Source organism: Janthinobacterium tructae, from assembly GCF_006517255.1.
GTDB classification, from domain to species: Bacteria; Pseudomonadota; Gammaproteobacteria; order Burkholderiales; family Burkholderiaceae_D; genus Janthinobacterium; species Janthinobacterium tructae.
In genome coordinates this window covers 6,170,379-6,183,662 of the sequence record NZ_CP041185.1, presented here as the reverse complement: position 1 = coordinate 6,183,662, position 13,284 = coordinate 6,170,379, and the positions used below count along the sequence as shown (strand labels likewise).

Below are 13,284 nucleotides of genomic sequence, written 5' to 3'. Positions count from 1 at the left end.
AAGCCCGTGACAGCCCTCAAGCCCGTGGCGTATCCGCAACAGGCCCGCCGATGCCGCCAAAGCGCCCATCGGCCTGACGCCGGAACTCCTTCGGCGTGACGCCCTTCACCTGCAGGAAGCGGCGATTGAAGTTGGCCACGTTCTGGAAACCCACGTCGTAGCAGACGTTCGAGACGTATTGATCCGTGTCCATCAACAGCTGGCAAGCCTTGTTGATGCGCAAACGGCTGATGAAATCGGTAAAACTGTTACCCGTCGCCTTGCGGAAGAAGCGCGAGAATTTACTCAGCGACATGCCCACCTGCTCGGCCAGCATTTCCGCCGAAATCGGCTCGCGGTAATTATCGGTGATGTAGTTGAGGACGGAATTCACCTTGGCCAGGGTGGCGTCATCATCGTAGGAACGCAGCGAGGCGCTCGACAGCAAGCGATAGTTGGCCGTGCGCGCCAGCTTGCTCATCAGTTGCACGAATGCGGCGAAGCGCTCGGCGCCATGCGTGGCGCGGATGCGCGCCAGGTGCTGCTCGGCCTCATGGCCCATGTCGAAAAACTCCACGCCATAGCTGGAGCGCTCCAGCAGCGGCAGCAGCTCGCGCAGTTCGGGAATGACGCGCGCGGCGCCGGCCAGCGGCGCGTGGGCGAACTGCACGATCATGTCGCGCAAGGCCACGCCTCCTTCCGGCACCACGTTGGAAATCCAGTTGTGCGGCAGGCGCGGGCCCGTCAGCACCAGGTGGCCGGGCGAGAATTCGCCGATATAATCGCCCACGAACAAGCGCCCGCTGGTGGCGACGATCAGGTGCAGCTCGTATTCTTCGTGGCAGTGCCAGCGCACGCGCGAGCTGGGATAGCCGTGTTCCAGGTAATTGATGATGCCGTCGTAGCTTTCGCGCTCCAGTTCGGGCGCCTTGCGCTCGCTGTCCTTCTGCCACAGGTATTCCATGCTTGTCTCTCCCAGACGGTCCCCGCCCGTGCCATCGAATGTACCTTAAAAAACCTCAGGCGCCAAAACGGCCCTGCGCCTGCTGGCGAAACTCCTTCGGCGTCATGCCTTTCAATTCCAGGAAGCGCCGGTTGAAATTGGCCACATTATTGAATCCTGCTTCGTAGCAGATGTTGCTCACATACCGCTCCGTCTCCATCAGCAGCTGGCACGCCTTGTTGATGCGCAGGCGGTTGACGAAGTCAGTGAAGCTGTTGCCCGTGGCGCTGCGAAAGAAGCGCGAAAACGTCCGCTCGGGCATGTCCACCTGCTCGGCCAGCTGTTTCAGCGAGAACTGGCTGCTGTAATTGTGCACGATGAAGTTGATGGCGGAACTGATACGCGCCAAAGCCACGTCGTCGTCGCTCGACTGCATCGGCACCGTCGACAGCAATTGGTAGTCGCTGGTCTGCGCCAGTTCGCCCAGCAGGGTCAGAAACTCGATGAAGCGCGGCAGGCCGCTGCTGTCGCGGATACGCTGAAAGCGCCGCAGCGACTGCTCGCTGACGCCGAAAAATTCCACGCCATGCAGGGCGCGCTGCAGCAGCGGGAAAATCCCTTTCAGTTCCGGGATGGCGGCCGCCATCGACGCCAGCGGCGCATGCGAAAACTGGAGCACCATGTCGCGCAGGGCCACGCCTTCCGGGGGCGTGTCGAGCGAGACCCAGTTGTGCGGCACGCGCGGCCCCGTCAGCACCAAATGACCGGGCGCGAACTGGCCGATATAGTCGCCCACGAAGACCTTGCCGCTCGTCTCGACGATCAGGTGCAGCTCGTACTCGTCATGATAATGCCAGCGCACCAGCGCATTCGGAAAGCCGTGCTCCAGGTAGCGGATGAAACCGAAACTGCCTTTCGGCTCGAAGCCGGGCGTGGCATCGCGCTGCTGTTCCAGCTCCATCTGCGGCAAGACAGCATCGGCTTTGCGTGGCATGGCGCACCCTCCCCTCAAGCCACGCTCTGTTCCAGCGCCGCGCGCGCGCCCAGCCCATACAGGCTGGCCAGCGCTTCGCTCACTGCCTGCGTGAACGCGGGTGTGTCGCAAAGGTCGCCGAACAGCTCGCGCAGGGACAGCAACGGCGCGGCGTCCGAGCCGCCCTGCAGTACCAGCGCGCGCAAGCGCGCCGCATACGGGTCGTTCAGGGGCATCTCGCGCCCCTGCTCGTCGTGGCCTTCCAGGTAGCGGAACCAGCACGCCACCGTGAAGGCCAGAAGCTTGATGGCGCCGCCACGGGCCAGCGCTTCGCGCACGGAGGGCAGCACGAATTTCGGGATGCGCGCCGAGCCTTCCGTGCCGATGCGCGCCAGCTGGTCGCGCACGGCCGGATTCGAAAAGCGCTCGATCAGGGTAGCCTTGTACCGTTCCAGATCGATGCCTTCCACGCTATCGAGCAGGGGCGTGACCTCGTCATCCATCATGCGCCGCACCAGCAGGCGGATGCCAGGGTCACCCATCGCTTCATGCGCAAACGTGTAGCCGAGCTGCATGCCGATGTAGCACAGGGCCTGGTGGCTGGCATTCAAGAGACGCAGCTTCATCTTTTCATACGGCAGCACGTCGTGCGTCATCTGCGCGCCCACCTTTTCCCAGGCCGGCCGGCCCTGCGGGAATTCGTCTTCAATGACCCACTGGCGGAATGGCTCGCACACGACGGGCCAGGCGTCGATGATGCCGAAGCTGTCACGCAGCAGCGCCCGGTGTTCATCGGTGGTGGCCGGCGTGATGCGGTCGACCATGCTGTTGGGGAAGCTGCCATGCGTGGCCAGCCAGCGCGCCAGTTCACGGTCGCGCAGGGCGACAAAGGCCAGCAGCATCTTGCGCGTCACGTCGCCATTGTTTTGCAGGTTATCGCAGGACATGATGGTAAACGGCGCCAGGCCCCGCCGGTGGCGCAGGGCCAGGGCGGCGGCCAGGTAGCCGAACGAGCAGCGCGGCGCATCGGGATGCGCCAGTTCATGCACGATGTCGGGGTGATCCGCGTCAAATTCGCCCGTGCCCTGGTTGACGTAGTAGCCGCCCTCGGTGATGGTCAGCGCGACGATGCGCGTGCCGGGGTCGGCCAGTTTTTCCAGCACGGCTTGCGGCTCGTCGGGCGCATACAGATACTCGCCGACGCTGCCGATGATGCGCGCCGAGTCGCCGGCCGCGCTGCGCTCGACCACCGTGTACAGCCCATCCTGTGCCTGCATGGCGTCGCGCATGGCCGCGTCGGTCGGCAGCAAGCCCACGCCGCAATAGCCCCACTGCTCATTTCCGGGCAAGGCCAGCAAGTCATCGAGGTACACGGCCTGGTGGGCGCGGAAGAAGCCACCCACGCCGATATGCACGATGCTGGCCACGAGCGTCTCGCGCGCGTACGCGGGCACGGCCACGTTGGCGGGCAGCTGCGCCAGGTTCGCCTGGTTCAATGCGATGGCGTCCATTACAGCGCTCCTTTCGCCGCCGCATAGGTCTTGCCGGCGCGGTCAAAATAGTGGACGAAGCCCGGCTCAAACGTCAAATGCGTCTGCTGGCCCGGCTGCAGGCTGCTGCGTTCGGCACCGCGCGAGACCACCTGCACATTGTTCGGCAGGCGCACATAGGTCAGGGTTTCCACGCCCAGGGATTCGACCAGGTCGACGGTGACGGGCACGCTGCCCGGCTGCGCCGCGCCCAGGTGCACGTGCTCGGGGCGGATGCCGACAAAACCATCGGCCTGCGCCGCGCTGCCCGCCTGCGCCAGCAACTGCGGCGCCGCATCGGCCGGTACCACGTTCATGCTGGGCGTGCCGATGAATTGCGCGACAAAGCGGTTGGCGGGACGGTCATACAGTTCCAGGGGCGAACCATGCTGCTCGATCTGGCCGTCGCGCAGCACCACCACGCGATCGGCCAGGGTCATCGCTTCGACCTGGTCGTGCGTGACATAAATGGTGGTGGCGCCCAGCTCGCGGTGCAGCTTGGCGATCTCGATGCGCGTCTGCACGCGCAGGGCCGCATCGAGGTTCGACAGCGGCTCGTCGAACAAGAACACTTTCGGGTCGCGCACGATGGCGCGGCCGATGGCCACCCGCTGGCGCTGCCCGCCCGACAGCTCTTTTGGCGTGCGTTCCAGGTAACGCCCAAGGTCGAGGATGGCGGCCGCCTTGTCGACTTTCTCGCGGATGATGGCCGGATCGACGCCGGCCAGTTTCAGCGCGAACGACATGTTCTGAAACACCGTCATGTGCGGATACAGCGCGTACGACTGAAACACCATCGCCAGGTCGCGCTTGGACGATGGCACGTTGGTGATGTCGCGCCCGTCGAGCGACAGCTTGCCGCCGTCGATCGGCTCCAGGCCCGCGATCAGGCGCAGCAAGGTGGATTTTCCGCAACCTGACGGTCCCACGAAGACGACGAACTCGCCCTGCTGGATGTCCAGGTCGATGCCCTTGATGGCGCGGTGCTCGCCAAAGAATTTTTCGATATTGCTCAGTTGAAGGTAAGCCATGATTTGTCTCAATTCTGATTTGTTTTTCGATGCTACTTGACGGCGCCAAAGGTCATGCCCTGGACCAGTTGTTTCTGGCAGAACCAGCCCAGCGCCATGATGGGCGCAATCGCCATCAGCGAAGCGGCCGACAATTTGGCCCAGAACAAGCCTTCCGGACTGGAGTAGGAAGCGATGAGCCAGGCCAGCGTGCCCGCGTTGGACGCGCCCAGGTTCAGCGACCAGAACGATTCATTCCACGACCACACCATGCACACGAGGGCCGTGGAAGCGATGCCGCCCACGGACAGGGGCAGCACGACGTGGCGGAATTCATCCCACACGGTGGCGCCATCCATGCGCGACGCTTCCAGGATTTCGCGCGGCAGCTCCTTCATGCTGGTGTACAGCAGCCAGATCATGATGGGCAAATTCATCAGCATGAACATGATGGTCAGGCCGATGCGCGTGTCGAGCAGGCCGAAGTACTGGTAGCAGATATAGATGGGCATCAACGCGCCCACGCCGGGCATGTAGCGCGAGCTGAGCATAAATTTCAGCAAGCCGATGGTGCCGCCCGTGGGAAAGAAGGCCATCGAATACGCTGCCGGGATGGCGATCAGGAGGCCAATGGCGGTCGACACCACGCTGGTAAACAGCGAGTTCCACGCGTAGCCGAAGTAATTGTCGCGCGCCAGCACTTCGCGAAAACTGTCGAGTGTCGGCGTGAAGAACAGCAGCGGCGGCGTGGAAATGGCTTGCCCTTCCGTCTTGAAGGCCATCAGGCCCAGCCAGAAGATGGGAAAGAACAGCAGCAGCGCGCACAGCCAGGCGGCGGCCGTGCGGCCATACAGATTGAATTTGCTATGCATCAAGGTCTCCTTATTTCGACAGATTCTTGCCGATGACGCGCATCAGGAAGAAGGCGGCGATGTTGGCGATGAGCACGGCGAACAGGGCACCGGCCGAGGCCGCTCCCACGTCATACGACAGCAGCGCCTGCTGATAAATCATGAAGGTGATGGTGGTCGTGTCGAAACCGGGACCGCCGCCCGTGGTGGTGAAAATTTCCGCAAAGATCGACAACAGGAAGATCATCTCGATCATCAGCACCACCGAAACGGCGCGGCCCAGGTGGGGAATGTAGAGATAGCGCAACTGCTGCAAATAGGTGGCGCCATCCATGCGCGCCGCTTCCAGCTGTTCGCGGTCCATCGATTGCAGGGCCGTCATGAAGATCAGGCAAGCGAACGGCAGCCATTGCCACGAGACCATCATGATGATGGAAAACAGCGGGTGGGCCGACAGCCAGTCGACGGGCGTGGCGCCAAAGAAGATGCTGATTTGCGCGAACAGGCCGTAGATCGGATTGAGCAGCATGTTCTTCCACATCAGGGCGTTCACGGCCGGCATGACGAGAAACGGCGAGATCAGCAGCACGCGCACGATGGCGCGTCCCGGAAACGCTTCATTGATCAGCATTCCCAGCGCCGTACCCAGCACCACCGTGATCAGCATGACGGAAAACAGCAGGGTAAACGTGTTCTGCAAGGCCGGCAGGAACGAGGCATCGGTAAAGAAAAAGTGGAAATTGGCCAGGCCATGGAAAGGATGGCCGCTCGGATCGAGCATGGAATAGCGCACGAACGAGTAGAACAGGGTAATCAGCAGCGGAACGACGGAAATGACGGAGACGGCAAGCACGGCCGGCGTCAGCAAAGTCCGGGGGATAATGCGTTTCATAATGTTCTCTTGGGGCAAGGGACAACAATCGCCAGCAAAAATCTGGGGGCAGGCACGTTGGGGGAATGCGGCCCAGTGGGACGCATTCCGATCCGAAGGACTGACCCCGGCTTTACGCTATTGGAGTAAGCAAACTATGCAGCAGGCTTACTTGTAGTACCCGCCTTTGCGCATCTCCCGCTCCGCCGTCTGCTGCGACAATTCCAGCGCCTGCTCCACCGTCACCTTGCCCAGCAGCGCTGCCGCCATCTGCTGGCCGGCCGCCACGCCGATCACCTGGAATTCGGGAATGGAGGCAAATTGCACGCCCACGTACGGCGACGGCAGCATGGTGCTTTGCACGGCGCGCGTGGTAGCCAGGGCCTTGCCTTCGGCGGCGGCAAATTTCGCCACTTTCTGGAACTCGGGGCTCGCATATGTCGACTTGCGCGTGCCCGTCGGCACGTTGGCCCAGCTCGTTTCCCTGGCCACCAGCTTCACGTAATCGGGCGAGGTGGCCCAGTTGATGAAGCGCTGCGCTTCATTCGGGTGCTTGGAACTGGCGGGAATCGCCAGCGACCAGATCCACAGCCAGTTGGCGCCCCGCTCCGTCACGCCGACGGGCGACTGGGCAAACGCCACCTTGTCGGCCACCTTGCTTTGCTTGGGGTCCGTGATGAAGGAAGCGGCGATCGTTGCGTCGATCCAGATGCCACACTTGCCCTGGTTGAACAGCGCCAGGTTTTCATTGAAGCTGTTGGCGGCTGCGCCCGGCGGGCCGTATTTCTTCATCAGGTCGACATACATGGTGACCGCGTCTTTCCACGGCTTGCTGGTAAATTGCGGTTTCCATTGCATGTCGAACAGCTGGCCGCCGTAGGAATTGGCCATGGTGGTGATCAGCGCCATGTTGTCGCCCCAGCCCGGCTTGCCGCGCAGGCAGATGCCGTACACGCCGTTGGCCGGATCGTGCAGCTTGGCGGCCACGTCGCGCAGCTGGTTCCAGGTGGGGCGGTCTTCGATCGTCACGCCCGCTTTTTTGACCAGGTCGCTGCGGTACATGATCATCGAGCTTTCGCCATAGAACGGCGACGCGTACAGCTTGCCGTCGCCGGAGAGGCCTTCGCGGATGGCCGGCAGCAGGTCGTCGATATCGTATTTGGCGTCCGGCTTGATGGGGATCAGCCAGTTTTTCTTGCCCCAGATGGGCGTTTCATACAGGCCGATGGTCATCACGTCAAACTGGCCGCCCTTGGTGGCGATATCGGTGGTCATGCGCTGGCGCAAGACGCCCTCTTCCAGGGTCACCCATTTGAGCTTGATGTCGGGATTGGCTTGCTCGAAGAACTTGCTGAGCTTTTGCATTTCGATCATGTGGCCGTTGTTGACGGTGGCGATGACCAGGTCGGTGGCGGCAGTCGCGGACGAGGCGAAGCAGAAGGCGCCGGCGCACAGCGCGGCAATGGCGGAACGTTTCATTGTGTGTCTCCAGTGTTTTTTGTCGTTGGCAATGCCGGCATGCTTGGCACCACGACCACAATGTAGCACCGGACTTTGATACTTTCTGATACTCCAAAACCGCAATTCGATACTCTTTTGCAGACCCGCTATGCACCAGAGTATCGATATTGAGTAAAAACAACACTTTGAAAGAAAGTATCGCTACTTGTTCGATTTGTATCAGGGTGGTTAAAAAAGCGCTGCTAGACTTGGTTTTCGGCATTAGACCGTATGCGCTGCCCGTCCTCCGTGCGCCAGCGCTACCACCTACATTTTTCTGGAGACCGCATGAATCGCACTGCATTGAAAACTTTACCTGCCCTGATCCTGGCCATCGCCAGCGCCTCCGCCCTTGCCGACCCCATGTACCCAAGTGATGCCGAAGGCTTCCACGGCTACCTGCGCGCCGGCGCCGGCAGCAATACCTCGGGCGACGGCGGTTCGCAAGGCTGCTTCGGCCTGGGTGGCAATACCATGAAATACCGTCTGGGCAATGAGTGCGACGCCTACACGGAATTCGGCTACACCAAGTCCGTCGCCAAGTCCGGCGGCGTGAACTACCTGGCCACCATCTGGGTCAACGCTTACGCGCCAAACTCCGATTTCGGCGACAACAAGCTGGGCATCGTCAAGGCCTACGTCGAAGCGCAGGGACTCGATTTCCTGAACGGCGGCACGGCCTGGATCGGTAAACGCTTCTACTACCGTCCTGACATCCACATGCTGGATCTGCAATACATCAACATGAACGGCACGGGCGCCGGCCTGGACCGCATTCCTGCCGGCCCGGGTAAATTCTCGTATGCCTTCTTCAAGGACAACGATATCAAGATCGCGTTGCCGAACGGCGGCGTCAACACCAAATCGGCGGTGCGCCAGAACTTCATCTTTGGCGAGATTCCCGTCAATGAAAACGGCACCCTGGACCTGGCCGCGACCTACATCATCGGCGAAGGCAAGGATGATGTCGCCACGGGCAAGCGCAATAACGGCTGGCAGCTGTCGGCCTTCCACCGTCAAGGTAAAGTGTTCGGCGGCGGCAACACCTTTGGCGTGCAGTACGGCGTCGGTCCTGGCACCGGCAATGGCGCGCAGTTCGGCGCTTCGGGCGACACCAATTTCGGTTCGGACGTGAAACGCACGCGCATCTTCAATGACATGGCGATCCAGCCGATGGCCAATTTCGGCATGGAATTCGTCGCCCTGTGGCAAAAAGACGAGTCGAACGCCAAAGGTTCCTCGACCTGGACTTCGGTCGGCGTGCGTCCTGTGTATGCATTCACCGACAACTTCAAACTGGTGGGCGAACTGGGCACGGATCGCGTGACGCAAGCGGGTGGCCAGCCGGCCAAGCGCCTGACCAAGCTGACCATCGCGCCGACGATCTCGGCAGGTCCTGGCCTGTGGTCGCGTCCTGAACTGCGCGCTTTTGTTACCTACGGCAAATGGAACGATGCGGCCACCGCGTCGGTCAATGCGTCGAACAACGGCGGCCCGATCTACAACAACAATACCAGCGGCACTTCCTACGGTTTCCAGGTAGAAACATGGTTTTAAGCCAGCCTGACTAAGGGCAGGAACTAAAAAGGGCGGAACCGCGGTTCCGCCCTTCTCTGTTTACCCCACCGTATCATCGCCTTACGGCAAGGCCACCGGCAATTCCGGGTACTCTTGCGTCAGCGCATATTTGGTGCCGCCCACGGTGAGCGTATAGTTGGCCGGTCCCGAAATCGGCAGGCGGTAGTTAAGGGTCAGCGCCACGGAGGCCCCCGGCGCCAGCGATTGCCAGGCAGGAATCGCGAAGCGGGCCCGGTTGTAGTTCTTCGTGAAGCCGCCGATATTGTTCGGCCCCGTGTAGCCGGCATTGATCACCGTCAAGCCGAAGCCGGACTGATCGCTCATGTCCGACGGTGCCGACACGGGATAGTCGAACTCCACCACGGTGCCGCCCGGCAAGGTCGACGCCGTGTTGTTCTTCACCGTCATCACCGGGTTGATAGGGAAGTTGTTGTCACCCAGCTTCCAGCCACCGAGGGTGATGCTGACGTTGGCCGCCGTGCCCGGCATGGCGATTTCGGCGCGCTTGTTGCCATATACGCCAGCCGTGCGGAACGCCTGGTACAGCACGTCCGTCAGGGTGGTGCCCATGAAGTACTCGCCCTTGCCGCCATTGCGCGTGGCATCCCAGGCATAGTCGCCCGCCATTTCCCAGATCATCACGCCACCGATATTGTTGTTGACGATGTACTGGGCCTTGGCCGCGATCGACTGCGTGGTTTCCGTGGAAATGAACACTTTCTTGGTCGCATTCCACAGCCACGGCGCCACCATGGTGCTGCTGTAGAACGGTACATAGGTGCCCACCAGCGCCTTGTCCGTGACTTTATACGCGTCCAGGTAGCTCGGCACGATACCGTTTTGCAAGTTCAGCGCATGCCAGATGGGGTTGCCGCCACCGGGAGTGGGTTTGCCTTGGGAGTCGAGGTCGTACCACACGTTGTCGATGCCGGTGGCGCCCATGCCGCAGGTTTTCACGCCCGCGCAGGTGACGGTGGAATTGGTCAGCGCCGTCGTGCCCCACAAACCGTTGGTGCCGCCCGTCACGTCCTTCCAGCCCCGCGTGTAGAACGGCACGCCGATATTGATGCGTCCCGCCTGCATGGCGCCCCGGTAGTAACGATACGCCCAGTCCGTGTTCAGGTAGCCGATGTTCTGGTACTGGTAAGCGTTGCCGGCACGCAATTCGCCATCGTTGCCATCGTCAAACAGCGCCGCGTTCGGTCCCACATACTGGTTCCACGCGCCATGCAAGTCGTAGGTCATCAGGCTGGCGTAATCGAGATATTTCAATCCCGACATGTTTTCTTCGCCACGCAAGACCCAGCCCGAGGCGGAGCCGGCAATGGTGAGCAGATAGTATTTATTGTCCTGCACGGCCGCTTCGTCGAGCTTCTGGCGCAGCACTTTCAGCAGCACGTTATAGCTCGTCATCAAGCCCGCCAGGCGCGGTTTCGAGACGGCGAAATCGTTCGGATTGCCCGCTTCATTGTTGGTGGTCGGGTGTTCGTAATCGACATCGACGCCATCGAAGAAGTTGTATTGGCGCACGAACGCCACCATGGAATCGGCCAGGGTGTTGATGCCGGCCGTGTTGATGCTGCCATCCGCATTCGTCGTCGCCGTGTAAAAGCCGCCGCTGCCGGCCCAGCCGCCCACGGAAATCATCAGTTTGACGCCCGGATACTTCTTCTTGTATTGCGACAGCAAGTTGAAGTGGCCCTTGTACGGCAAGGATGGGTCCATGGCCGCCGCCGGCACATTCGGCCAGGTGAGGCCCGTGTCGGGATTGGCCGCGCCGCTGCCGATGGCGATCTTTGACGTGGCCGGGTCGACGGAGGCAAACGCATAGTTCAGGTGGGTAATCTTGTCCCACGGCAGGTTGTTCACCAGATACGCAGGGCTGCCATCGACGCCCGTGCGCCAGCTGGCGAAATAGCCGACGATGCGCCGGTTCAAGCCATTACCGAGCACTTCGCGCCCGTTCGCGTCGTACACCTTGCAATACGGCACATTTGGCACGGCCGAGATCAAGCCGTCGGGTCGGCAAGCCGCGGGTGTCGGTGTCGGTGTCGGCGTTGGTGTCGGTGTCGGTGTCGGTGTCGGGGTCGGGGTCGGGGTCGGTGTCGGGGTCGGGGTCGGGGTCGGGGTCGGTGTCGGGGTCGGCGTCGGCGTCGGTGTATCCGTCACGGCCCATGGCCCCCACTGGTCGGTGGCGCTGGGGACATTGCCCTGTGTCCACCACTTGGCCTTGTAGCCGACGCCCTGGTACAGCACGCACTGCCCGCCCGTGTAGACGGTGGCGGCATCCCAGACGGCGCACGCTTCCACGGCCGCGAGCAAGGTGTTCGGGGGCGCGGTCGTGCCGTCCTGGCCACCGCCGCCGCAAGCGACGAGCACGCCGCTGAGCAAGGCCATCAATAATGCATTCGATTTCATGTTGTATTGGTCTCCGTTATGGTTGTACATCGAGAGCTGTTGCAGGCCCCTCTGGGGGCTCTTGTCAACTGTGATCCCTGGCCGGCTTTCCTGCGCTTGCTGTTACTGCAACTTCACATTCCAGTTGGCTTCCACGCATTTCACGTAGTTCCCGGCCAGCAAGGCGCTGTACGGGGTTTGATAGCTGACCAGTTGGCATTGGTTCGCGCCGCCCGCGCTCCAGTTCTTTTCCCAATAGATGTTGTAGGAAGCGGAACTGGCCGGGGTGAAACGTTGCATGTTGGCGCACGACAATTGTTCGCCGGAATAATCCCAGCCCATGTCGGTGGCAAATTGCTTGTAGTAATCGATGCGGTTTTGTGCGGCCTGCTTTTCCGTGCCCTGCCCGCACTCGGCATTGATGATCATGATGGTGGTGGCAAAGTTATTGCCCGCACCGGCTGTCGTATCGGCCGCGTTCGGCACCCAGGTACCGTCCAGCACATGCAGCATCGACGGTTTCGGCGGTTGCGGATAGACAAAGAAGAACGTGGCCGAGGCCAGGTTCAGCCAGGTCGATGCCACCAGGTCCGGGTTTTTCAGCAGCACCGTTTGATCGCCGTCATGCATGGCTTGCGAAAACGGACCGTAGTTGTAGTTGTACGACAGCTGCTTGGCGCCGCGGCCAAAGTATTTCTTGAAGCTGCCGTCGGCATTGGTGCCGCAGGTCCAGACCTTGTTGAAGACGGGGTCGGCGCACTCGATGTTGTAGCCGCAGCCGGCGCCCGTCTCGTCACAGCCCAGCTCACGCAGATACTTCAAGCCCTGGCGCCATTGCGGCAAGGGGCTGCTGGCGTTATGGTCGCCCGTTTCCTGGCCGAAGTGGGCAAACATGGTGGCCAGGCTGTGGCGGCAGATGGCGTCCGCATTGCGCCCGTCGCCGTAGTCGTCGCACACGGCGGGGAACTTGGCCACGGCTTGCAGGAAGCGCTGGTAGGTATAGCTGGCGTCGCGCGCGGCAAAATAGTAATCCCACTTCGCCGCCGGCAGCAGGCGCTCGACGCGCTTGACGTTGAGCGGATTGCCGGCCAGACCAGGCTGCACGGCTTCGACGGCCGTATTGCCCAGGGTGCGGATCGAGGCCTTGACCTTGCGGAAGAAATCATTGTTCGTCAGCGCCGCCTCGTTCGCCTCGGCCTGGGCTCTGGTGGGCACGCCTGGCGTGGGTGTGGGTGTCGGTGTCGGTGTCGGTGTCGGTGTCGGAGTCGGGGTGGGCGTCGGTGTGGGCGTCGGTGTGGGCGTCGGTGTCGGGGTGGTGGAATCCAAGCTCCACGGTCCCCACTGGTCGTTGCCCGGCGCCGTGCCCTGCACCCACCATTTGGCCCGGTACACCTTGCCGTCGTACACGGCGCACTGCCCTGCCGTGTAGATGGCGCTGGCACTCCAGGCCGCGCAACTGTCGCTGGTGACCGTGGCGGCCAGCAGGGTCGATGGGGGTTCGGTGGTGGAATTGCCGCCGCAAGCGAGCAGCGCGCTGCCCAGCAGGCCAGCCATGAATGGCGTAGCCAGCCGGCTTGATTGCCGTGTTTTCACATTGTCTCCTGAACGTTATACGCAAACTATCGAAGTAGCTTTTTATGTTGTACGTAAAGA

General features: G+C 61.8%; 10 protein-coding genes. 1 reads left to right on the top strand and 9 read right to left on the bottom strand.

The features are described from left to right. Nucleotides 1-16 precede the first annotated feature (16 nt). The 7 genes from FJQ89_RS27325 to FJQ89_RS27295 all read right to left on the bottom strand — a co-directional run bounded on the left by FJQ89_RS27325 (nt 17) and on the right by FJQ89_RS27295 (nt 7,635). The gene (locus tag FJQ89_RS27325) at nt 17-943 is read right to left on the bottom strand and encodes a helix-turn-helix domain-containing protein (RefSeq protein ID WP_141172459.1); all 927 of its coding nucleotides are present in this window, start codon (nt 941-943) and stop codon (nt 17-19) included. A 55-nt stretch (nt 944-998) separates the two neighbouring features. Continuing rightward, nucleotides 999-1,916: a helix-turn-helix domain-containing protein gene (locus FJQ89_RS27320; RefSeq protein WP_116743744.1), complete on the bottom strand. Its 918-nt coding sequence runs from the start codon at nt 1,914-1,916 to the stop codon at nt 999-1,001. A 14-nt stretch (nt 1,917-1,930) separates the two neighbouring features. Continuing rightward, nucleotides 1,931-3,406, bottom strand: coding sequence for a mannitol dehydrogenase family protein (locus tag FJQ89_RS27315; RefSeq protein WP_205704540.1), 1,476 nt, complete (start codon nt 3,404-3,406; stop codon nt 1,931-1,933). Then, nucleotides 3,406-4,455 carry an ABC transporter ATP-binding protein gene (locus FJQ89_RS27310; RefSeq protein ID WP_141172458.1) on the bottom strand — a complete coding sequence of 350 codons (1,050 nt, stop codon included), beginning with the start codon at nt 4,453-4,455 and terminating at the stop codon, nt 3,406-3,408. Before FJQ89_RS27310 ends, FJQ89_RS27315 begins: the two co-directional genes overlap by 1 nt. Before the next feature lie 32 nt (nt 4,456-4,487). Next, the gene (locus tag FJQ89_RS27305; RefSeq protein WP_071078291.1) at nt 4,488-5,306 is read right to left on the bottom strand and encodes a carbohydrate ABC transporter permease; all 819 of its coding nucleotides are present in this window, start codon (nt 5,304-5,306) and stop codon (nt 4,488-4,490) included. A gap of 10 nt (nt 5,307-5,316) precedes the next feature. Next, a complete protein-coding gene (locus tag FJQ89_RS27300) occupies nt 5,317-6,177 on the bottom strand; it encodes a carbohydrate ABC transporter permease (RefSeq protein ID WP_141172457.1) in 861 nt (286 codons plus the stop codon). Nucleotides 6,178-6,324: 147 nt separating this feature from the next. Continuing rightward, nucleotides 6,325-7,635, bottom strand: a complete 1,311-nt coding sequence (locus FJQ89_RS27295) for an ABC transporter substrate-binding protein (RefSeq protein WP_141172456.1) — start codon at nt 7,633-7,635, stop codon at nt 6,325-6,327. Between the two features lie 309 nt (nt 7,636-7,944). Between FJQ89_RS27295 and FJQ89_RS27290 the strand changes: the two genes are divergently transcribed. After that, nucleotides 7,945-9,213: a maltoporin gene (locus tag FJQ89_RS27290; RefSeq protein ID WP_141172455.1), complete on the top strand. Its 1,269-nt coding sequence runs from the start codon at nt 7,945-7,947 to the stop codon at nt 9,211-9,213. An 81-nt stretch (nt 9,214-9,294) separates the two neighbouring features. Here FJQ89_RS27290 and FJQ89_RS27285 read toward each other — a convergent pair whose 3' ends face one another. Further along, nucleotides 9,295-11,652, bottom strand: coding sequence for a chitinase C-terminal domain-containing protein (locus tag FJQ89_RS27285; RefSeq protein ID WP_141172454.1), 2,358 nt, complete (start codon nt 11,650-11,652; stop codon nt 9,295-9,297). Nucleotides 11,653-11,754: 102 nt separating this feature from the next. Next, nucleotides 11,755-13,224, bottom strand: a complete 1,470-nt coding sequence (locus FJQ89_RS27280; protein ID WP_243136307.1) for a glycoside hydrolase family 19 protein — start codon at nt 13,222-13,224, stop codon at nt 11,755-11,757. Nucleotides 13,225-13,284: the final 60 nt, after the last annotated feature.

Excerpts from the sequence above, each read along its gene's own strand:
- FJQ89_RS27325 (WP_141172459.1), bottom strand. The coding sequence starts at position 943 with ATGGAATACCTGTGGCAGAAGGACAGCGAGCGCAAGGCGCCCGAACTG.
- FJQ89_RS27290 (WP_141172455.1), top strand. The coding sequence starts at position 7,945 with ATGAATCGCACTGCATTGAAAACTTTACCTGCCCTGATCCTGGCCATC.
- FJQ89_RS27320 (WP_116743744.1), bottom strand. The coding sequence starts at position 1,916 with ATGCCACGCAAAGCCGATGCTGTCTTGCCGCAGATGGAGCTGGAACAG.
- FJQ89_RS27295 (WP_141172456.1), bottom strand. The coding sequence starts at position 7,635 with ATGAAACGTTCCGCCATTGCCGCGCTGTGCGCCGGCGCCTTCTGCTTC.
- FJQ89_RS27310 (WP_141172458.1), bottom strand. The coding sequence starts at position 4,455 with ATGGCTTACCTTCAACTGAGCAATATCGAAAAATTCTTTGGCGAGCAC.
- FJQ89_RS27300 (WP_141172457.1), bottom strand. The coding sequence starts at position 6,177 with ATGAAACGCATTATCCCCCGGACTTTGCTGACGCCGGCCGTGCTTGCC.
- FJQ89_RS27315 (WP_205704540.1), bottom strand. The coding sequence starts at position 3,406 with ATGGACGCCATCGCATTGAACCAGGCGAACCTGGCGCAGCTGCCCGCC.
- FJQ89_RS27305 (WP_071078291.1), bottom strand. The coding sequence starts at position 5,306 with ATGCATAGCAAATTCAATCTGTATGGCCGCACGGCCGCCGCCTGGCTG.
- FJQ89_RS27285 (WP_141172454.1), bottom strand. The coding sequence starts at position 11,652 with ATGAAATCGAATGCATTATTGATGGCCTTGCTCAGCGGCGTGCTCGTC.